Source organism: Streptomyces sp. NPDC003691 (genome assembly GCF_053981115.1).
In genome coordinates this window covers 1-18,711 of sequence record NZ_JBSFNQ010000117.1, presented here as the reverse complement: position 1 = coordinate 18,711, position 18,711 = coordinate 1, and the positions used below count along the sequence as shown (strand labels likewise).

20 protein-coding genes and 4 pseudogenes are annotated in these 18,711 nt (G+C 71.1%); 8 read left to right on the top strand and 16 right to left on the bottom strand.

Annotated features, from left to right (window positions below):
- The 9 genes from ACWDR0_RS31650 to ACWDR0_RS31610 form a co-directional block, all read right to left on the bottom strand.
- A partial coding sequence (locus ACWDR0_RS31650; RefSeq protein ID WP_456355255.1) for an NAD-dependent epimerase/dehydratase family protein occupies nt 1-761 on the bottom strand: 761 nt, incomplete at its 3' end.
- A 267-nt stretch (nt 762-1,028) separates the two neighbouring features.
- Nucleotides 1,029-1,685 carry an alpha/beta fold hydrolase gene (locus ACWDR0_RS31645; RefSeq protein WP_456355256.1) on the bottom strand — a complete coding sequence of 219 codons (657 nt, stop codon included), beginning with the start codon at nt 1,683-1,685 and terminating at the stop codon, nt 1,029-1,031.
- 89 nt (nt 1,686-1,774) lie between these two features.
- Nucleotides 1,775-2,605 (bottom strand): DUF1295 domain-containing protein, encoded by an 831-nt coding sequence (locus tag ACWDR0_RS31640; RefSeq protein ID WP_456355254.1) that lies wholly within the window; start codon nt 2,603-2,605, stop codon nt 1,775-1,777.
- Complete coding sequence (locus ACWDR0_RS31635; protein WP_456355253.1) at nt 2,602-3,888, bottom strand: class I SAM-dependent methyltransferase; 1,287 nt, start codon at nt 3,886-3,888, stop codon at nt 2,602-2,604. The genes ACWDR0_RS31640 and ACWDR0_RS31635 overlap by 4 nt, the downstream gene beginning before the upstream one ends.
- Entirely contained in the window at nt 3,885-5,207 is a 1,323-nt protein-coding gene (locus tag ACWDR0_RS31630; RefSeq protein WP_456355252.1) for a class I SAM-dependent methyltransferase, read from the bottom strand. The genes ACWDR0_RS31635 and ACWDR0_RS31630 overlap by 4 nt, the downstream gene beginning before the upstream one ends.
- Entirely contained in the window at nt 5,204-5,986 is a 783-nt protein-coding gene (locus ACWDR0_RS31625; protein WP_456355251.1) for a DUF1365 domain-containing protein, read from the bottom strand. Before ACWDR0_RS31625 ends, ACWDR0_RS31630 begins: the two co-directional genes overlap by 4 nt.
- 8 nt (nt 5,987-5,994) lie before the next feature.
- The gene (locus ACWDR0_RS31620; RefSeq protein ID WP_456355250.1) at nt 5,995-7,251 is read right to left on the bottom strand and encodes an NAD(P)/FAD-dependent oxidoreductase; all 1,257 of its coding nucleotides are present in this window, start codon (nt 7,249-7,251) and stop codon (nt 5,995-5,997) included.
- 130 nt (nt 7,252-7,381) lie between these two features.
- Entirely contained in the window at nt 7,382-7,864 is a 483-nt protein-coding gene (locus ACWDR0_RS31615; protein ID WP_456355249.1) for a peroxiredoxin, read from the bottom strand.
- A gap of 59 nt (nt 7,865-7,923) precedes the next feature.
- Nucleotides 7,924-8,721 (bottom strand): anti-sigma factor, encoded by a 798-nt coding sequence (locus ACWDR0_RS31610; protein WP_456355248.1) that lies wholly within the window; start codon nt 8,719-8,721, stop codon nt 7,924-7,926.
- A gap of 549 nt (nt 8,722-9,270) precedes the next feature.
- Between ACWDR0_RS31610 and ACWDR0_RS31605 the strand changes: the two genes are divergently transcribed.
- The 4 genes from ACWDR0_RS31605 to ACWDR0_RS31590 all read left to right on the top strand — a co-directional run bounded on the left by ACWDR0_RS31605 (nt 9,271) and on the right by ACWDR0_RS31590 (nt 11,421).
- Nucleotides 9,271-9,765 (top strand): hypothetical protein, encoded by a 495-nt coding sequence (locus ACWDR0_RS31605; protein ID WP_456355247.1) that lies wholly within the window; start codon nt 9,271-9,273, stop codon nt 9,763-9,765.
- A 6-nt stretch (nt 9,766-9,771) separates the two neighbouring features.
- A complete protein-coding gene (locus ACWDR0_RS31600; RefSeq protein ID WP_456355246.1) occupies nt 9,772-10,248 on the top strand; it encodes a hypothetical protein in 477 nt (158 codons plus the stop codon).
- A 148-nt stretch (nt 10,249-10,396) separates the two neighbouring features.
- Nucleotides 10,397-10,852 carry a hypothetical protein gene (locus ACWDR0_RS31595; RefSeq protein WP_456355245.1) on the top strand — a complete coding sequence of 152 codons (456 nt, stop codon included), beginning with the start codon at nt 10,397-10,399 and terminating at the stop codon, nt 10,850-10,852.
- A 215-nt stretch (nt 10,853-11,067) separates the two neighbouring features.
- Nucleotides 11,068-11,421 carry a hypothetical protein gene (locus ACWDR0_RS31590; RefSeq protein ID WP_456355257.1) on the top strand — a complete coding sequence of 118 codons (354 nt, stop codon included), beginning with the start codon at nt 11,068-11,070 and terminating at the stop codon, nt 11,419-11,421.
- 46 nt (nt 11,422-11,467) lie between these two features.
- On the opposite strand, the pseudogene ACWDR0_RS31585 reads toward ACWDR0_RS31590, so the two are convergent.
- Nucleotides 11,468-11,590, bottom strand: a pseudogene (locus ACWDR0_RS31585) (DUF6411 family protein); the annotation flags it as partial.
- Nucleotides 11,591-11,660: 70 nt separating this feature from the next.
- Entirely contained in the window at nt 11,661-11,909 is a 249-nt protein-coding gene (locus tag ACWDR0_RS31580) for an asparagine synthase-related protein (protein WP_456355244.1), read from the bottom strand.
- 557 nt (nt 11,910-12,466) lie between these two features.
- Between ACWDR0_RS31580 and ACWDR0_RS31575 the strand changes: the two genes are divergently transcribed.
- Nucleotides 12,467-12,697 carry a hypothetical protein gene (locus ACWDR0_RS31575; RefSeq protein ID WP_456355243.1) on the top strand — a complete coding sequence of 77 codons (231 nt, stop codon included), beginning with the start codon at nt 12,467-12,469 and terminating at the stop codon, nt 12,695-12,697.
- A gap of 322 nt (nt 12,698-13,019) precedes the next feature.
- On the opposite strand, the gene ACWDR0_RS31570 is transcribed toward ACWDR0_RS31575, so the two are convergent.
- On the bottom strand, nt 13,020-13,904 hold the full coding sequence (locus tag ACWDR0_RS31570) for an NAD-dependent epimerase/dehydratase family protein (protein WP_456355242.1): 885 nt from the start codon (nt 13,902-13,904) through the stop codon (nt 13,020-13,022).
- 136 nt (nt 13,905-14,040) lie between these two features.
- Between ACWDR0_RS31570 and ACWDR0_RS31565 the strand changes: the two genes are divergently transcribed.
- Complete coding sequence (locus tag ACWDR0_RS31565) at nt 14,041-14,988, top strand: AraC family transcriptional regulator (protein ID WP_456355241.1); 948 nt, start codon at nt 14,041-14,043, stop codon at nt 14,986-14,988.
- Nucleotides 14,989-15,341: 353 nt separating this feature from the next.
- Here ACWDR0_RS31565 and ACWDR0_RS31560 read toward each other — a convergent pair whose 3' ends face one another.
- On the bottom strand, nt 15,342-15,509 hold the full coding sequence (locus ACWDR0_RS31560) for a hypothetical protein (protein ID WP_456355240.1): 168 nt from the start codon (nt 15,507-15,509) through the stop codon (nt 15,342-15,344).
- Nucleotides 15,510-15,698: 189 nt separating this feature from the next.
- A pseudogene (locus ACWDR0_RS31555) lies at nt 15,699-15,938 on the bottom strand (hypothetical protein); the annotation flags it as partial.
- 200 nt (nt 15,939-16,138) lie between these two features.
- On the opposite strand from ACWDR0_RS31555, the gene ACWDR0_RS31550 reads away from it, so the two are divergent.
- A complete protein-coding gene (locus ACWDR0_RS31550) occupies nt 16,139-16,984 on the top strand; it encodes a DUF4259 domain-containing protein (RefSeq protein WP_456355239.1) in 846 nt (281 codons plus the stop codon).
- Between the two features lie 108 nt (nt 16,985-17,092).
- Here ACWDR0_RS31550 and ACWDR0_RS31545 read toward each other — a convergent pair.
- Together ACWDR0_RS31545 and ACWDR0_RS31540 are read right to left on the bottom strand one after the other, a co-directional pair.
- Nucleotides 17,093-17,271: pseudogene (locus tag ACWDR0_RS31545) on the bottom strand (alpha/beta hydrolase); the annotation flags it as partial.
- Nucleotides 17,272-17,290: 19 nt separating this feature from the next.
- Nucleotides 17,291-18,271 carry a tyrosine-type recombinase/integrase gene (locus ACWDR0_RS31540; RefSeq protein WP_456355238.1) on the bottom strand — a complete coding sequence of 327 codons (981 nt, stop codon included), beginning with the start codon at nt 18,269-18,271 and terminating at the stop codon, nt 17,291-17,293.
- Between the two features lie 249 nt (nt 18,272-18,520).
- Here ACWDR0_RS31540 and ACWDR0_RS31535 point away from each other — a divergent pair.
- A pseudogene (locus ACWDR0_RS31535) lies at nt 18,521-18,711 on the top strand (hypothetical protein); the annotation flags it as partial.

The window sequence follows — 18,711 nt, the reverse complement described above, 5'->3', positions numbered from 1 at the left end:
CCCGGAGCGGAAGCCGCCTCCAGAGCAATGGCGTTGGCCGCAGCCACGTCCCGCACATGGACGAAGTCCCGTAGCTGCCCCCCGTCCTCGAACACCCGGGGGGACTCCCCCCGGGCGAGTGCCGAACGGAAGAAGGAGGCCACTCCCGCGTACGGGGTGTCCCGGGGCATCCGGGGCCCGTACACGTTGTGGTACCGCAGTGAGACCGCCGACCCTCCCGTTGACCGCGCCCAGGCGGCGGCCAGGTGCTCCTGGGCCAGTTTGGTCGTCGCATACACATTTCGCGGATCCACCGGCGCGTCCTCGGCGACCAGCCCCGGGACGAGCGACTCCCCGCACACCGGGCACCACGGCTCGAAGCGCCCGGCCGCCAGGTCCTCGCCGTTCCGCGGCCCCGGCCGCACCACCCCGTGGACGAGGCATTCGTAGCGCCCCTCGCCGTACACCACCATCGACCCGGCCAGCACGAGCCGGCGCACCCCCGCCTCCGCCATGGCGGCCAGCAGCACCGCGGTGCCGAGATCGTTGTGCGAGACGTACGCGGCGGCATCGGCGACCCCGTTCCCGAGGCCGACCATCGCCGCCTGATGACAGACCGCGTCGACCCCCACGAGCGCCCGCGCCACCTCGCCGGGATCGCGCACATCGGCGGCGGGATCCTCCCGGACGTCGTACACAACTGCTTCGTCCCCCCGCGCCCGCAACGCGTCGACGACATGGGACCCGATAAACCCGGCACCACCGGTAACCAATACGCGCACCACTTCACGCTAGGCCCCGCCCCGCCCCTATCCCTGCGCGCCGCGCCTGGTGTCACCACTTCGTCAGCGGTACTCGCCGCCCTGTACGAACGACGTTCCCGCGCCGGGCCGGCCCCGGCCGGTGGGGTCGGAAGCACCGGATGCCACGGCCCGTAGTGATCACGACGTCGGAGGACAGCGCCGTCCCCGTGCCGGAGACCGTCGGAGTCCCGGTCGCGATGCCGACTCCTGCCCTGTCCCTCCTCGCGCGCATGGGCGGCGGCACGGTCAGGACGGCCGTCGTCCGACGGACAGGGTGATGCCGGCGGCATCGACCGGCTCGGCGCTCCAGACGGTCTCCTCGGACCGGCCTCCGCCGGGTGGTGCCGTCAGGCCGAGAACCGTCGCCGTGCAGGCCGTGGTGAGGCGGTGCCAAAGGCGAGCGTCACGGATCATGGCGTGATGACCGCGGGGCATGCGGATACCGCGGACACGGGCTCCTGCCGAGTTGGCGCGGGCGAGGTAGTTCCAGGTGTCCGTGGCGGAGGTAATCCGGTCGGCCTCGTCATGGAGGGCCATGACCGTGCGGCCCGCAAGGTGGGCGACTGCCTCTCCGGGTGGGCACCAGGGGGCGAGGGCGACGACGCCGAGGACATGTGGATCGTCCGCGGCACGCAGTGCTGCTCTGGCGCCCATGGAATGGCCGACCAGCACGGTGGGAAGCGGCCCGGCGATATCCCGCAGCTCCTCCAGGGCGCGTCCGGCGTCCCGGACGGGGTCGGCCCGGTGCCCGTTCCAGCCACGGAGCCGGTAGCGGACGGAGGCGACCAGAATGTCTGCGAAGAGGGGGTCTTGGTCCAGCATGCGGGTGAACGGCCGCATCCGCAGCTCGGGCAGGTTGAGCAGGGGAGGTGGCGCAAGGGAATCGGCGCGACCGCCGTGCAGGACAAGGACCGCTCCGGCCGCGGGCAGGAACGGAGGATGGGGGAGTTCGAGAGCGCTCTGCTCTTGCGCGCTGCCGGAGCCGGGCACCCTCACCTGGTTCCCATCGGTGTGAGCGGAGTGTGTTTCTTCGGGGGCAGGGGCAGGAAGCCGCTGGTGCGGGCGGTGTATGCGGCGTAGCCGGGACGGTGTGCCATGTGCTTCTCCAGGAGGCGCTTGCCGCTGCCGACGGTGAGCAGCAGGGTCATGATGACCGGTGAGACCAGGACGGCGAGGGCGGGCTGCCAGGCGGTGCAGGCGAGCAGGTAAAGGCCCCACCAGATGAGGCTGTCCCCGAAGTAGTTGGGGTGGCGGGTCCAGGCCCACAGGCCCCGGTCCATGATCCGGCCCCGGTTGGCGGGGTCCTTCTTGAAGTGTGCCAGCTGGTGGTCGCCGACTGCCTCGAAGGTGAGTCCGAGCACCCATACCGCAATCCCGCACCAGGCGAGCGGCCCGAGTGGTGCGGAGCTGTAGGAGGCGGCCTGGACGGGCAGGGAGATCAGCCAGACCAGGGCGGCCTGGCCGAGGTAGACGGTGCGCAGCGCGTACCGGGTCCGGTTCCCGGGAGCCTTGCCGAGGAGGGCGGTGTAGCGCGGGTCTTCGCCGTGGCCGCGGGAGCGGCGTGCGATGTGGGCCGAGAGCCGCAGCCCCCAGACGACGGTTGCCGCGGCGACGAGCAGACGCCTGCCGTCGTTGCCCTGGCCGGCGGAGAGCATCCAGTTGACGACGGCGACGGTGCTGAAGGCGAGGCCCCAGGCGATGTCGACGGTGCGGTGGAGGTCCCGGCGCACGGCGACGGTGAAGGCGGCGAGCAGTACCGCTCCGGCCGTGGCTGCACAGACGGCGAGGCCGGCGGCGAAGGCGCCCCAGTCGGTGCCGTTCACTTCGGGCTCGCCGGGGTGTACCAGTCGGCGGGGGTGGCCGGCATGGCCGCGGTCCCTCCGCGGCCGGGCCGTACGGCGAGGATCTGGTCGACTCCCATGCGGCGTTCGGAGAAGGCCAGGGAGGCTCCGGCCAGGTAGAGGCGCCACACCCGGCCGGTGGTCTCCCCCACGAGCTCCGTGACGTCGTTCCACCGTCGTTCCAGTGTGCTGCGCCAAGCGTTGATGGTGGCCGTGTAGTGCTCACGGAGGGCCTCGGCGGAGCGGACCTCCAGACCGGCTTCCTCCAGCAGGTCCACGGTCCGCCCGACCGGGCGCATATGCATGTCCGGGGCGATGTAGGTCTCGATGAAGGCGCCGCCGCCCGGTGCGTGGGTGCCCCGGGACATCTGCTGGATCAGCAGTCGGCCTTCGGGGCGCAGCGCGTCGTGGAGTTTCGCGGCGAAGGCGGGGTATTCGGCGTCGCCGACGTGCTCGCCCATCTCGACGGCGGCTGCCGCGTCGTAGCCTCCGCCGTCGATGTGCCGCCAGTGCCGCAGCCGGACGTCCACGAGGCCGTCCACGCCCTCGCGTACGGCGCGTTCGGCGACGAAGTCGCGCTGGGCGCCGGAGAGAGTGACGGCAGTGACGTGCACTCCGTGTTCCCGGGCGGCGTGGACGGTGAGGGAACCCCAGCCGCAGCCGACGTCCAGGAGACGGTCGCCGGGGCGCAGCCCGAGTTTGCGGCAGATCAGTTCGAGTTTGTCGCGCTGGGCGTCGGCCAGCGTGTAGCCGGGAGTGCCGGGCTGCGTCCAGTAGGCGCAGGAGTACGCCATCGACTCGTCCAGAAGCAGTACGTAGAACGCGTTGGACAGGTCGTAGTGGTGGCTGATCGCGGCCCGGTCCCGGGCGGCGCTGTGCAGGGGGCCGGACAGGCGCGCCCGTCCGCCGGGGCGGGGCGGGGGCGGCCCGGCCGCGCCCAGTCGCAGGGCGAGGGCGGCCGCCGCGACCAGGGCGGCCGGCCGGGGGCGCGCCGTGCTCCGATTGCGGATGTGCCGGCCCGCACGGGACAGGGCGTCGGCGAGATCGCCGTCGATGTCGAGGTCCCCGGCGACGTAGGCCTCGGCGAGGCCGAGTTCGCCCGGCTGCCACAGCACGCGGCGCAGGGCGGCGGGTGAGCGGAGCACGACCAGGGGTGCGTCCGCCGGGCCGGCCAGGCTGCCGTCCCAGGCGCGGACGCGCACCGGCAGCGGGCCCGGCAGGACATGGCCGAGGAGCTGGGCGAGTCGGTCGGCGGCGGGCCTCATCGGCGGGTTCCTTCGGTGAGGAGGAGCTGGCGCACGTCGAGATAGCGGGAGCGGAACCCGGCCTCTGAGTAGGCGAGGTAGAACTCCCACATGCGCTGGAAGACGGCGTCGAAGCCGAGGGCGGTGACGAGGTCGCGGCGGGTGGTGAACCGCTCTCGCCACAGGCGGAGGGTTTCGGCGTAGTGCTCGCCGTAGCCGTGGTCGGCGACGATCGCCAGCCCGGCGGCGGCGGAGTGCTCGGCGATGGCGCGGCGGGAGGGGATCAGGCCGCCGGGGAAGACGTACTTGCTGATCCAGGTGTGGGTGGCGGCCGTGTGCAGCATCCGGTGGTGGCCCATGGTGATGGCCTGGAGGGCGATCCGGCCGCCGGGGGCGAGTGCCCGGCGCAGCGCGGCGAAGTAGGAGGGCCAGTACTCGGCGCCGACGGCCTCGATCATCTCGACGCTGATCACGGCGTCGTGGCGGCCTTCGGCATCGCGGTAGTCGCGCAGCTGGACTTCCACCCGGTTGGCGAGTCCGGCGGCGGCGATGCGCTCGCGGGCGAGGGCGGCCTGCTCGGCCGAGAGGGTCAGGGTGGTGACCCGGGCGCCGCGCCCGGCGGCCCGCAGGGCGAGTTCGCCCCAGCCGGTGCCGATTTCCAGCAGCCGGGTCCCCTCGCCGACGGCGGCGAGGTCCAGGAGCCGGTCGATCTTGCGGTGCTGGGCGGGTGCCAGGGACTCGAACCGGGCCGGGAGGTCGGTGAAGACCGCGGAGGAGTAGGTGAGGGTGGGGTCGAGGAACGCGGAGAACAGGTCGTTGGACAGGTCGTAGTGGCGCTGGATGTTGTCGCGGGCTCCGGCCCGGGTGTTGCGGTCACCGGCCGGCCGGCGGGACACCCACAGACCGCGGAGTCGGCGCAGCGGGGCGGGCACGAGCTCATCGACGTGTCCGGCCAGGACGGTCAGTACGCCGGCCAGGTCGTCGCTGTCCCATTCACCCGCCATGTAGGACTCGCCGAAGCCGATCAGGCCGTGGCGGCCGATGCGCCGGTGGAAGGCGTCCGGGTCGTGCAGGGTCAGCGCCGGGCCGGCGCCGGCGTGCGCTGTCAGGGCCAGCCGTTCGAGGGCTCGGCCCACCAGGTGTCCGGCGACGGCGGTCCGGACGGGCCCGGCCGCCGGCATCCGTGCCAGTTCCGGCCAGCGGTCGGGGGCGACTTCAAACCTGCGGACGGGGGGCGCGCCGGGGCCGGTTCCACCAGCCGGCTGCCCCCGCTCCAGGGTCCGGGGCTGCGCGGGGATCCCGAGGGTGCGGCCGTGGGAGGTGGTGGCGGGGTGGGTCACGGCAGCATGCCTTCCTGCGGGGTGGACTGGGGGCGGGGATGTACGGGCAGGCCGCGCAGCAGCAGGTGGATGCCGTGGCGGCGGATGCCGGCCCAGACGGCGGCGGTCGACCACGGTCTGCGGACGGCGGCGGACAGCAGGGCGGGCACGGAGGCCGGCCGGCGGCGGCCGCGGACGACGGCGGTGAACGCGCGGCCCTCCTCGTTCTGGAGGTGCACGGTCAGCGCCAGCCGGTCGCCGGGCAGCGGCAGCCTCATCCGGTAGCGGCCTTCGACGGCGAAGAAGGGCGAGACGTAGAACTCCTTCTCCACGTTCGCCTCGCCGGAGCCGTCCGTACGCAACAGGTAGCAGTGGCGCTGCCCGTAGGTGTTGTGGACCTCGGCCACGACGCACACGAGGGCGCCGGAGGGGGCGTGGCACCAGTAGACGCTGAGCGGATTGAAGACGAATTCGAACACGCGGGCGTGCGCCAGCATCACCACGCGGCCACCGCCCAGGTCGATGCCGTGGCCGGCGAGGAAGGTGTCGAGTCCGGCGCGGATGGAGCGCTCGCCGCCGCCGAAGTGGTCGCGGGCGTCGAACCGGGCGAGCGGACGCACCCAACGGGGCAGTACGGGAAGCCGGTCGAGATCCACACACCACAGGTAGGTGCGGTGCCGGAAGGAGTGCCGCAGGGGTGTGGTCCGGGCATGGGCGATCACGCACTCGTAGAGCACCGGGTCGGGGACCCCGGCCGCTGCCCCGAGTGGATCGGTCTCCGCGCGAGCGACTGGTCCCACGGCCCCGGTCACCAGCTGCCCCCCAGAGAGCGGGCGGCCTCCGCGCCGGAGCGGCAGCCGTCCTCGTGGAAGCCCCAGCCGTGCCAGGCCCCGGCGTACGCGGTCACGCCCGTGTTGAGGCGGGGTAGCTGCCGTTGCGCCGCGACCGACGCGGGGGTGTACACCGGGTGCTCGTAGACCATCCGCTCCACCACCCGGTCGGCGGCGATACCGTCCTCCCCGCCCAGGGTGACGACGTAGTCGGCGCCCTCCGGCAGGTGCTGGAGGCGCCGCATGTCGTAGCTGACGCGCACGGACTCCGCCGATGGGTCACATCCGGTCATGCGGTAGTTCCAGGATGCGCGGGCGCGCGGCGAGCGCGGCAGGATCCGGGAGTCGGTGTGCAGCACCGTGGGATTGCGCGAATACGTGAAGGCACCCAGGAGCCGCCGCTCGTCCTCGGTGGGATCCGTGAGCATACGCAGCGCCTGCTCGGGGTGCGTGGCGATCACCACAGCGTCGTGGAAATCTGTGCCCTCCCCGATTGTGACCCCTACGTCTCGTTCGGTGCGCCGGACGGCGTGGACCGGGCTGGACAGATGGACGCGCTGCACGTGCTTGGCCGCGGCGGCGACGTACGCGGCCGAGCCACCGGCGACGGTCTTCCACTGCGGGGACCCGGTGACGGACAGCAGGCCGTGGTGGTAGAGGAAGGCGAAGAGGTAGGCAGCCGGATACGACAGGGCCGTGCGCGCCGGACAGGACCAGACCGCGGAGACCAGCGGCAGGGCGAAGTGGCTGACAAAGTAGGAGGAGAATCCGCCCTCCCGCAGGAAGTCCCCGAACGTGGTGCCCAGGTGAGCCCCACGGGCCAGAAGCCGGCGGGCAGCCCGGTGGAAGAACGGGACTTCGGCCAGCAGCCGCAGGTATCGGCCCCGCAGCGCGGGCCACGAGGCGAACAGACCGGCCGGGCCGCGGGCGCCCGCGTACTCCAGACCGCAGCCGTCACACCGCACCGACATGCTCATCTCGGCGTCCTGCGTGCCGATCCCCAGCTCCCGGAACAGCCGCAGCAGCGTGGGGTAGGTGCGCTCGTTGTGCACGATGAAGCCCGAGTCCACGGCGACGCTGCGCCCGCCGGGGCCGGCGAGTTCACGGGTGTGGGCGTGGCCGCCGAGGCGGTCGTCCGCCTCGTACAGGGTGACCTCGTACGAAGACGCCAGCACGTAGGCGGCGGTCAGGCCCGCCACCCCCGCGCCGACGACGGCCACTTTCCGCTGTTCCACCACATCGCTCCAGCCACTCGACACGCCGCCCGACGGCTGCGGTTCACCCGTACTTCGCAGCGGCCGGGCGGCCGGATGGGAGGCGGTATGCGGCAGTGGACGAAGGCGCAGGTGATGCGGGCGTGCCGGGTCAGATGGTGAGGCGGACCAGTTGTGCGCTCAAGACGGTGGCAGGCGGGTAGGTGGCGCCGACAGCGGTGACATGCTTCCAGTGCAGCTGGCTGCTGCTGTCGATGATGAACACCGCACGCCGCAGGCCGATCAGGGGTGCGGTGATCCCGAAGGACTTCGCGACGGTGCGCCCCGCGTCGGACAGCAGCGGCATCCGCAGGCCCCTGTCCCGGGCGAATCTCTCGTGACTGTCCATTCCCTGAGGGCTGATGCCCCACACGGTGGCCCCGGTGGACTCCAGTTCGGCCAGGCCGTCGGAGTACGAGCACAGCTGCGCCGTGCACACGGGGGTGCCGTCGCCGGGGTAGAAGGCGAGGACCAGTGGCCGTCCTCGTTCCCCGTGCAGGGTGTAGTCGGCCCGGTGGAAGATTTCGCCGTTCAGGCGTCCGCCGGGCAGGCGGAAGTCACCGACGATGTCGCCGATCTTCGGAGTGCCGGCCATATGGGACCTCGATCCATGTCAGCTGCGGCCGCCCCGGCAGACTGCCCGGGGGCGCGCGGTCAGGTGGGAAGGTTCATCAGGAACAGCGGGCCGGTCGTAGGCCTGGGTGACCCTCCGGCAGGTTCCAGAGTCAGTCCGACCGCACCGGCGTCGGAGGGGTTGCCCACGAGGACGACGGCTCCGTCGTGGCCGATGAATCCGGCCGGGCGCATGGTGCCGCCGCGAGCGAGCCACAACTGGCAGATCCTACCCGCTCCGGGCGCGGGGAGGTTCGCGGCGGAGAAGACGGCCTTGCTCTGCCGGTCGGAGGCGCCGACCGTGGTCAGGGCTCCATCGGCGGCCCACCCGTGCACGGTGCGGGCATCCGGGGCGGCCAGGACGGCGCCGACCGTGTCGAGTTGCTGCTGGGCCCGGCGGGCCTGCTGCTTCAGCTCCTGTCCGCTCTCAGCCTGCCGGGCGGCGATGCCGCCGAGCAGGACGGCGGCCACACCGGCGGCCAGGGCCAGAGGTACGGCCCGGCGGCGCAGAACATCGCCGAGGACAGGCCCTGCGGCGGTGCGGGCAGGCACCCGCGGCAGTTGGAGTACTCCGTCGACGGCTGCCATGACCTGCGCCTTGGCCTGGACGGGCGGCGTCCGGGAGACGACTGTCGCCAGGCGGGCCGCGGTCGCCGCGAACTCGGCGGATTCCAATTGGCATGACTCGCAGGCGTAAAGGTGGGCGTTGAAGGCTTGGCGTTCGCCGCCCTGCAGCGCGCCGAGGGCGTAGGCGGCGGCGAGCGTGTGGGCGTCGGTGGCGTGGCTGTGGCGGGCCCGGCCGCCGGAGGGGGCGGCGTCGACGGGGACCGGTTGGTTCACCTGCGGGGCTACGGCTGTGGAGAGAAGGCGAAGAGACGGCCTGGGGCGGCTGTCGGCAGGCGGGGCGTCCATCACATGCCGGTCCTTGTGTCGATGCTGGTGCGGGACCGGACCACCCCGCGGGCGGACCGGCCTGGGAAACCTGTGCGCCATATCGCCTCTTCTTCGTTGCCGACGGGCCTGCGGACGGCAGCTTCCCCGTCACCCGCACCATCCGAGGCTCACCCTTTGGAGGGAAGCCGGGAATTTTGGGCAAACCGGCCCGGGAAGCGGCGACGAAGAGCGGGTGTGAGCGCCCCGCCCCCGTCGTTCCCGAGGCTTCCTCACCGGCCGTGCGGGACCTCTGCGCCGCCGTACCCCCTCACGGAAGGCAGAAACCGTCGCCGCTCCGGCGGGTCCCGCCCTGGCCTGGGAGGCCCGCTCCACGATCGCCGTCGTCGACCACCTCACACGGAGCGATCTGATGGACCCCCACACCCGCCACTCCAGCGACGCCCACACCCTCCACACCGGCCCCGCCCTGCTCACCCCCCCCTCCAGCAATGGGCCGTGGCCACCCCCTCCGCCCTCGCCAAACGCGGCTGCGGACGCATCGGCATGAGCGACGTGAACGCGATTCGGCACCTCACCGGCATGTTCCGCGACGCCGACAACCGGCACGGCGGCACCCTCTCCCGCAAAGCCGTCATCGCCCAGATGCAGGACGCCAACACCCTCCTGAACACCGCCACCTACACCCAACAGGTAGGGCGCGCCCTGTTCGCGGCCGTTGCCGACCTCGGATCCGTCGCCGCCTGGATGGCCTTCGACAGCGGCCGGCACCGCACCGCCCAGAAGATCTTCATCATCGCTCTCCACGCCACCGGCGAAGCCGGGGACAAGGCCCTCGGAGCGCACATCCTCCAGTGCATGGCCCGCCAGATGTCCCACCTGAATCACTACGACGACGCCCTCGACCTGGTCGCGCTCGCCCAGTACGGCGCCCGGCACCAGGCGACCTGGGCGACGAAGTCGATGCTGGCCGCCCTCGACGCACGGTTTTAGGCCATCGTGGGCCGGCTCGACGCGAGCGAGCACGCCGCCGGCCAGGCCGAGGAGCACTTCGCCCGGGCGACCCTCACGGAAGAGCCCCCGCACATGACCTTCTTCGACGAAGCCGAGCTGTCCGCGACCCTCGGCGTCGCCCACCAGATCGCCGCGAAACACGACACCACCGCCAGCCGTACGCGCCGCGCGGAACAGTCCCTCCAGCTCCTGGGCCGGGCGCTCGAACTCCGTCCCGCCCACCGCGTCCGGAGCACCGCCTTCGACCATCTCGGGATCGCCCGTACCCACCTGGCCGTCGGCGAACTCACCGGGGCCTACCAGGAGACCCGCAAAGCCTTAGACCTCTTCGCCACCATCGGCTCCACCCGGGTCAGCGACCGGCTCGGCGAACTCCACCACGAAGCCGCCCCCTATGCCACCGACCCCGACGCCGCAGCGCTGAGGGAGGAGATCAGGGAAGCCGTCGCCGCGTCAGCCTGACCAGGGCCCCGGGTCCTCCCGGACCAGGCCGGAAGTAGCCGGGGTCGACGCGGCGGGCGCGTGCAGCCGGGCTTGTCGGCCACCAGTTGGAACGGGCGGACTCGGCGATCGGGCCCTGGCGGCAGCACGATTGTGGCACCCTGCCCACATGACACAGAGTGACAGTGGCGGCACGTCTCGTGGCGGGAACGTGGGCGATCTGGCCTTCTGGATCCTCGTCACGGCCTTCGCCGGCGCGCTCTCCGGCGCCTATCTCTCCTGGGCCGCGCTGGCTTCGTGGCAGGTGGGCGACCAGCACTGGACCTGGAACCCGGCGTGGTGGCTGCTTCCCTTCGTGACGGTCATCGGCAACCTGGCCGTCGCCGCACCCGCAGCAGGCGTTCTGACGACCCGTTCGGTCCGGGTTCTGTGCGCCGCGGGAACGGCCGCGATCGGTGTCCTCTACGCCCGCCTCCACAGCGACGCGCTGCCGTACCCCGTTCTGATGTGGCTGTGGCCGGTCGCCGCCACGGTGACGGGGATGCTCGCCCTGGCGCTCCTGACCAGACAGCTCTCCCGACCGCCCTGGCGCACCTCGCTCTCCACCGCCGGGGACAGGCCGTAACAGGACCGCCCGCACTCAGGACTCCCCGGCCGTGCGAGACGCCGGCCAGATCTGCGCAACCCGGCGCGCGAGGAGGTCACGCGGCCAGTGGACCCGTCGGCCCGGCTCGGCGCCGGGTGGGCCCGGCCGCCACGCGGCTCCGTTCCCTCCACGGCCACCCGCCCCCGCTTGTGGGGTGTCCGCCCTCCAGTACGCACCGCCGAAGGAGCCAGCCCATGCCCTCCACCCCGCCCGCCCCCGCAGCCGTCCCGGATCCGGTACGAGGACTGGCAACCCTGCTGAAGCACGCCTACGACCTCGGGAACACCGGCCTCACCCGACTGCTCGCAGGGCAGACCACCGTCAACTACCGCACCACCGACGGCGACGAGACCCTGTTCGTGAAGCACTACCCGCCCGGGGCGGACCTCGCGGCAGAGACGTCACCCTGCACCAAGGGCTTTGGGGCGGCGATATGCGAAGAGACGCCCCCAGTTCGGGCAAGGACATTGAGATTCCGGCTGTGGTTGAACTGCTCGACCTGGTTGCTGCTGGAACGATCACTGCCGAGTAAGCCCGGGACACGCTGAACCGTCTCACGTGTGTTTTGCCTAGGATTCCGGGGGCCTTGTGGCCGGTGCGGACTCCGAGGCCCAGGGAACGCAGTGCGCCGGCCTCGGGGTGCCGGGACAGGCGTGGCAGGAGGAAGGCCAGGACTGCCAGAACCAGGCAGAGGACGAGGGCGGCGGCGGTGATCACGGTTCGCTCCTTGGGGTCGGTCCGTGATGGCCCGGGTGCCCCGCCGCGCCCGCTGTAATCGGGGCGTCGATCACGTGGTGGGTGCTGCGGGGACTTCGGCGACGGTCTTCCTGGCGTAGAGGAGGTCGTTGTCGTGGGCGAGGTCGGCGCCGGTGTAGGTGACGGCCGGCAGGGGCCCGCTCCGGGCGGCCAGGCAGGTGACGGTGCTGCTGTCGATGCCGCTGGACAGGTCTGCGGTGCGCCTTCCGCACCGTTCGGCGCGGCGGTTGAGGCGCTTCATCTTGCAGGACCAGGCACCCTCCTGCGCCAGCTCAGGCATCTGCGTCACCGGGGTCCAGCGCCAAGGGCGGCGATGGCTGCGTAGTCGTCGAGTACGACGTCTGGCCCTGACAACGAGGGCGCCCCCGGCCTGTGCCGGGGGCGCCCTCCGCAGCTGGTCGAGCGGCTCCCGTGGGCATTCAAACAAGCGGTCGAAGTCCTGGCTGGGCTTGCCTGGATCGAGGCTGCCAAGCTGGGCAGCCTGGACGGCGCGAACGCCGCCAGCAGAATCGCAGCCCCTCACATCAGACCGCTCGCTGATGCGGGAGACCCCGCCCTGACCGCGACGAGTACCTCCGGCTGCTGACCCAGGCCGCCGACGGGGGCATCACGCAGGCCGTTGCGGTGCTGGGAGACGAGTTGGCGGCCGACAGGCGCAACGGGGAAGCCTTGAGCTGCTACGTGCGGGCAGCCGAGAACTGCCACGCTGGCGCGGCGGACGTCGCAGCCGCTGCTCGAGGACGGCGCGGACGGGGCGGGACGCCCGGCGGGGTGCGAGTGCGGCGGCGAGTTCGGTGAGAAGAGTGATGCAGCGGCCGGGTGGACTGCCTGGGCAGCGTGGAGAGCCTGGGTGGTGGCGTGGGCGTCGGCTTCAAGGTGCCCTTGCCGTGTTCACACGGCGGCGTTGGCGAAGCGGTTGGTGATGAACAGGGTGGCTGCCCGGCCGTGGGCGAGGGTGCGCAGGCGGGTGAAGAGCTGATGTTCGGCACGGGGGTCGAGCGCGCTGGCCGGTCCGTCGAGGACGACGACGGGGCCGTCGCGGTGGAAGCCGCGGACGACGCTCGGTGACCCCGGCCCGCGCCGGGTGAGGGTTCACGCCGACCAGCCGCGAGACAATGCCGGCGCCCTGGACATCCGCATCGAGGGTGTGACCCCGCAGCAATGAGCTTCACGCGCCGACCCTCCACCATCGTCGCATCACCGTGGAGGAACACTGCCCGGCAGACGCGTCGCGGAAGCGGGGAAGGGAAGCTTGCAGAAGCACGGCCCCGAGGCGAGCGGACCGAGGCTCGTGGGCGGGCAAGGGTGCGGCCCTCGCCATCCGGCTCCGCACGTGAGCCCCTAGTTTCCTTCGGATCCCCTTGCTGACCAGAAACGGCCTAACGGAGTCCTACGAGGAAGCGCGGTATCCCTGGGCGGGATTGCGCAGGGCGCCGCAGATGCCGCCCAGCGCTTCCCCGAACACCGGCGACCAGCCGAGGGATCGCAGCCGGGTCGCGTCGAGTGCCGCGTCCATCGCCAGGAACCCGGCCAGCGGGCCATGGGTCTCCAGCGCCTCGGACAGGCTCCACGATGCCACGGGTACCCGGGCGGCGTCGCCGATCGCTGCCGCCAGCGACGCCATGTCGACTGGGACCGGCTCGGCGATGTGGAACACCCCGTGGGCGGGGCTTTCGAGCAGTACGGCGTACCCGGCCGCGAGGTCGTTCACGTGCACGGTGGACCAGCGGTTGTCGCCCGGGGCGCTGTAGTGCGCCACACCGTCGGCGCCGGCCTGGCGGACGAGCCGGGCGACCGGTCCGCCGCCGTCGCCGTACACGATCGGGGGCCGCACGACGACACCGCGCGCCTTCGGGGCTTCCAGCACCCGGGCCTCGGCCGGGGCCAGCCAGGCGAGCGGTCCGGCGGGCTCCGCCGTGTCGTCCTCGGTGACCGGTGTCCGCGACGAGCGGGCGCGCGGCGCGCCGGTCGTGGTGATGAAGACGCCGCCCTTCATCGCGTCGAGCATGGCGGTCACCGCTGCCGCGTCGACGGCTGGCCGGTCCGCGGTGTCGGTGGCGGCGGTGTGGACCACCGCGTCACCGCCGGCCGCTCCGTCCGCCAGTACGGCGAGGTCGGTCAGGCTGCCCCGGACCGGCTCGCCGCCGTTCGCCCGTACCCTGGCCTCGGCTGCACCGCTTCTTGCCAGTCCGCGCACCCGGTGTCCGCGGGCGACGAGAGTGCGGGTCAGCGCCGAGCCTATGTAGCCGCTCGCGCCGGTGATGAAGATGTCCACGGTGGTTCCCTGTTCGTCGGAGGTCTTCGGGGATCGTCGGGGGCCGGTCCGGGTCTGCCGGACCGGGGTCGGGCCCGGGTTCGTTCGATCGTAGGAAGCGGCAGGAGGGGTGGACATGCGCCGGAGTCCAGGGGTTTTGCGTAATCGTTCACGGCCGGATGCCCTCGGTACGCTGCTCGACCGGGTACGGGTCGGTACCGGCCGGTTCGGGCGCATCGAGCTGGCTGCGCCGTGGGGAGTGCGGGTGGGGACCCGGGACACCGTGACCCTGCATCACCCGCTGACCGGCGAGATGTGGCTGGACGCCTCCGGGCGGACGGTCCGGATCGGTCCGGGAAGTCTGGTGATCCTGCCGCACGGTGCCCCGCACTCGCTCATGCACCGCCCGGGCGCCCGGGTCATGGCGGAGGAGCACTGGCACAGTCCGCCGCCGGAAGGCGGGCTGTCGGTACGGCGCCGCTTCGGGGGCGACGGGGCGCGCACGGTGCTGCTCTGTGCCGAACTCACCCTGACCGGTGCGGCCCGCGGCCTGCTTCTGCGGGCTCTGCCACCGGTGATCCATCTCCGGCCGGACGCGGTCAGCGACCCCGTGCCGGGGCTGCGCCGGATTCTCGACGGTCTCCGTGAGGAGATCCGCGACGGGCGGTCCGGCTCGCCCCTGCTCGCCGCCCGGTTGGTCGAGGTGCTGCTGCTCCAGGGAATCAGGGCCGAGCTGGAGCGCCCGGCCGCGGCCGGGACCTGGCGTGCCGCGCTCGGCGACGAACGCGTGGGCCGGGCACTCGATGCGTTGTACGGGGCACCCGGGCACCCGTGGAGTGTCGCGGAACTGGCCCGGGTGGCGGGCATGAGCCGCTCTGCGTTCGCGCCGCTGTTCCGGGAGCTGGTGGGCGAGAGTCCGATCGCCCATCTCACCGGGTGGCGCATGGCCCTGGCGAAGACGGCGCTGTGCGAACAGCCCGATCTCCCGGTCGGCCGCATCGCCGCCTCGGTCGGCTACGGAAGCGAGTTCGCGTTCAGTGCGGCGTTCCGGCGGGAGGTGGGAATGCCACCGGGCCGGTACCGTGCCACCGCGGGCACCCCATAGACCCGCTGGGATCGCCCCAAACCGCCCTGACCGCCGAGGCCGGTCCGACCGGGCTCCGGCCCGAGCAGGTCCGTACTGTCCCCGGGGGTCCCGGCGCACACGACGCGTTCGTAGCATTCGGGGAATCGACGACGGTCGTGGCGGCGGGCCCGGCCCGGTCGTGCTCAAGAACGGGATGGACTCAGGGGCAGGTTGATTCCACCGGATCAAGCCGGGGCACCCGTAGAGCGGTCGCAGGCCGCTGTCCTCGCGTCAGAACCGGTGCCGCCGTTCGAGCTCCTGCCAGCCGTCCACCGGCCGACGGGGCAGAGCGGGCACGAATTCCGCCGGCCGTATACCTGGCGTACTGCGATTCACGCCAGAGGAGCGAGACTGCTCCAGTTGAGCAGAGGGCCTGCTACCGGCCACTCGCGAGGGGGCACGGGCGCCTGCCCCGAGTAGTCGCGTACTGCCTCGTCCTCCCCGCAGGCGCTGCAGATCCGGACCGAGCGCTCCACCAGGATGCGCGAGGCACTTGCCACATCCTGAGGGAAGGCCCGGAGGGGACCAGAGCAGCGCACGCCTCGGATTGTTCGGTCCGGTCATTCGGCATGCTCCTCACCCTAGTGTCCTGCGGTTGCTGTCGAGCCGCTTCGGAACCTGTGGGCTCACCACCTGCCGCACCGTCAGCGAATCGGCCGCCGCGATGACCGCTCACACCGTTGCCCTGGAATGGTGATCGGGGCAGTGCGCCCGTCGGTTCGCTCAGCGTCCTTCTCGGCGGCCCATGCGGTGATGACCTCGAGCGGCTTCGGAAGGAGAGGACCGACCTCGGTGATGCTGAACGGCTCATCGTCGTCATCGCTGTGGAACCGGCTGTTGACGAACGCGACCGCTTCGGAGGGCGTGCTGACAATGGACTGGCTACCACTTTCGTTGTCAACTACACGCCGCAACGCCCTGTTCTTCACGGTGCTCTCCGATCGCGGTGAGTACACCCGGGGCGGGTGCGATGCGCCGGGTCGCTCGGCGCTGACACCAAATTTTGGGCTGATCAACCCATCCGTTGTCCCGAAGGTGCTTGTCGGCAATAACGTTCGGTACGTTCGCGTGCAACCTGCTTTTCGCGACCTCGGCGACACACCAGAGTCCAACGGAGCAGGAGGTGAATATGGCGCTGAACAAGAAAGGCTCCCGGCGCATAACCGTTGGCGGGATCGAGTACCGCTGGCGGATCCGCAGGAAGCCCTCCTACATGCAGGGACTCTGCTGGACGCCACTGACCTATGCGGTTGAAGCAGCCAGCGGCAGCCAGCCGGGCACGACCTTGATCGTCACCAGCGGCCAGACGCATCCCAGTAACTGGGTGGGTGCCGAGGCAGTGCCCATCCGCCCAGCCCACGTTGCTGCCGGCATCCGAGAAGCACGGGACCGAGGCTGGGAACCAACCAAGGCCGGATTTCCTTTCCAGCTCGACCGATCCGCCAGGGTTCATCGCCCAGCCATTAGGCAAAGCGAAGAGAAGCAGCCCATCTCGGTTGAACTGCTGCATAGGCTCCAGGCCTGGTTCGCCGAGCATGAGGAACGCCTGCAATCCTGCGGAATCACGGGTGCGGTCCAACAGTCGCCCGAGGATGCGGCACCGGTGATGCCGGGGTCACCACTCCGTCGTCGGCTTCATCGGCTCCAGACAGCACTGGAAGAACGGGAAGCCGTGATCCGCAGCGTGCTCAAGCAGGGCGCAGCGCCTGCGGAGTTCCTGGGTGTCGGCGACGGCGAGCGTGCAGTGACCGCGGCGGATCGGGTCGTCGCCCAGCATTCCGACGGCGACCCGGCGTGTCCGGACTATGGCCCGTCAGAGCCCCTACCGGAGTTGCCTGCAGACTCTCTCATGCTCGCCGTCGAAGCCCTGGACGAAGCGGTCTCCAACCGGGCCGAGCTCGCCGAGCAGTGGGCCGAAGCTGCGAACCGGTCGAAGTGGCGCCAAGACGTCTCCCCGCCTCCGCGACGTTCTTAACCCGCCGATCCCGCAGCAAGAGGAAGCCCTCTTCGAGATCTCACCGGTGCCCCACAGCCACGGGCCACAGAACGTGAGTCAGAACCTCCTGGAAATGAACGAAGCCACTCAGCGGGCCAGCAGGCTCTGGATGGCGGCCGCGATCTCGCCGGGTGCCTCTTCGGCCATGAAGCGCCCCGCACGGGTCAGCCGGTGGTCCAGGTCCGGCGCCACGCCTTCCACACCGCGGCAGCGTCGTAGCCGAGCTGCGCGCCCCAGTCCTGCTGGACGACCGTCACGGGCGCGGCCGTCAGCAGGTGGAATTGCTTACACAGCGAGGTCGAGGTTGAGGGTTTTGGCCGCCTTGCTGATCGATCCGGGCATGAGATGGCGGTAGATCTTGAAGGTGACCTCGATGGTTTTGTGGCCCATCCAGTCGGCGACGTCGGTGATGGGGATGTTGTGGGTGAGGCAGTTGGAGGCGAAGAAGTGCCGCAGCCCGTAGACGACCATACTGTCCGGGATATCAGCCGTGCCGGCCTTCTTGATCCGCTGCCACTGATTGGCGATGTGGTAGTGCGGGAACGTGCGGGAGGGGTCGCTCGGGTGACGCAGGAGGTAGCCGCCGACGGTGCCGTGCTTGTCGGCATACCACTCGATCGTATGCCGCACTCGCGCGGGCAGGGGCACGTCCCGGTACTCACCCGGCCTACGGTGCTTGAGCCGCTCGTACCGGCTGGTGGTCCGGTTGACCTGCTCGCTGATGCGGTAGACATCGTCGGCCACGATATTGTTGACGTTGACCGCGAACGCCTCTCCGTTACGCATCCCGCATCCGCTCATCAGGTCGGCGACCAGCAGAAAGCTGTCGTCGCCGGAAGTACGTATCCGGCGCAGCTGATCGGGTGAGGGAATCACCACCCTCCTGGGGGTGTACTGCGGCGGCTTCACGCCGGCCACCGGGTTGTCGTCGAACAGTCCCAGCCGATGCGCGTCCAGCAGAATCGCCTTCAGCTTGTCGAACGCGTTCGCCTGCGCGGCGGAACCCACCCCATTGCGCTCCATCGCGCGGATGAAGCCCTCAACGACCTTGTGGTCGAAGGTCTCCATCCTCCGGCTGCCCAGCAACGGCAGCAGGTGGATGTCCAGCAGCGACTCCAGGTGCGCCACCGACGCCGGCCCCAGATCCCGCTGACCCGCCTTCCACTCCACGGCGTACTCACCGAACCGCATCGCACCGTACCTGGCGATCCGCCGCGCCTTCGCCTGCTCCCGGGGCTCGGCCGTCTTCGCCGTGTAGAGATCCATCAAACGCTCGACCGCCTCGGTCTGCGTCCCGAATCCCGACTCCTCCAGCTGCCGTCCGGCAGCCGACCGATACCGGATCCTGTACAGGTGCGGACACTTCGACCACCGCGACCGCGGATGCTCACACTCCTTGAAGAACGACCCCATCCCACGAACCAACGAAACCGAAGCCATGACTCACTGCCCCTCGCGACCGATGCTGGCGGTTTGCTGACCTCCGGAACTCCAGAACCGCGCTGACCTGCATGAATGCATGCACAGTCCGCTATGTTCTGGAACTGGATCGGCAGGTCCCAGGAGGAGATCGTCCAGGCCCGCCGGGACTGGACGGAAGGCACCCGCTTCGGCGAGGTCAAGGGCTACGCCAGCGACCCGCTGCCCGCCCCGGAACTGCCAGGAGGTGAGCGAGACCGTGCCGACACCGGGGACCGGGATCCACA

What these genes read in the sequence shown, in the direction of transcription:
- ACWDR0_RS31635 (WP_456355253.1), bottom strand. Translation starts at nt 3,888, where the DNA reads ATGAGGCCCGCCGCCGACCGACTCGCCCAGCTCCTCGGCCATGTCCTG.
- ACWDR0_RS31615 (WP_456355249.1), bottom strand. Translation starts at nt 7,864, where the DNA reads ATGGCCGGCACTCCGAAGATCGGCGACATCGTCGGTGACTTCCGCCTG.
- ACWDR0_RS31595 (WP_456355245.1), top strand. Translation starts at nt 10,397, where the DNA reads ATGACACAGAGTGACAGTGGCGGCACGTCTCGTGGCGGGAACGTGGGC.
- ACWDR0_RS31590 (WP_456355257.1), top strand. Translation starts at nt 11,068, where the DNA reads ATGCCCTCCACCCCGCCCGCCCCCGCAGCCGTCCCGGATCCGGTACGA.
- ACWDR0_RS31580 (WP_456355244.1), bottom strand. Translation starts at nt 11,909, where the DNA reads ATGCCTGAGCTGGCGCAGGAGGGTGCCTGGTCCTGCAAGATGAAGCGC.
- ACWDR0_RS31550 (WP_456355239.1), top strand. Translation starts at nt 16,139, where the DNA reads ATGGCGCTGAACAAGAAAGGCTCCCGGCGCATAACCGTTGGCGGGATC.
- ACWDR0_RS31540 (WP_456355238.1), bottom strand. Translation starts at nt 18,271, where the DNA reads ATGGATCTCTACACGGCGAAGACGGCCGAGCCCCGGGAGCAGGCGAAG.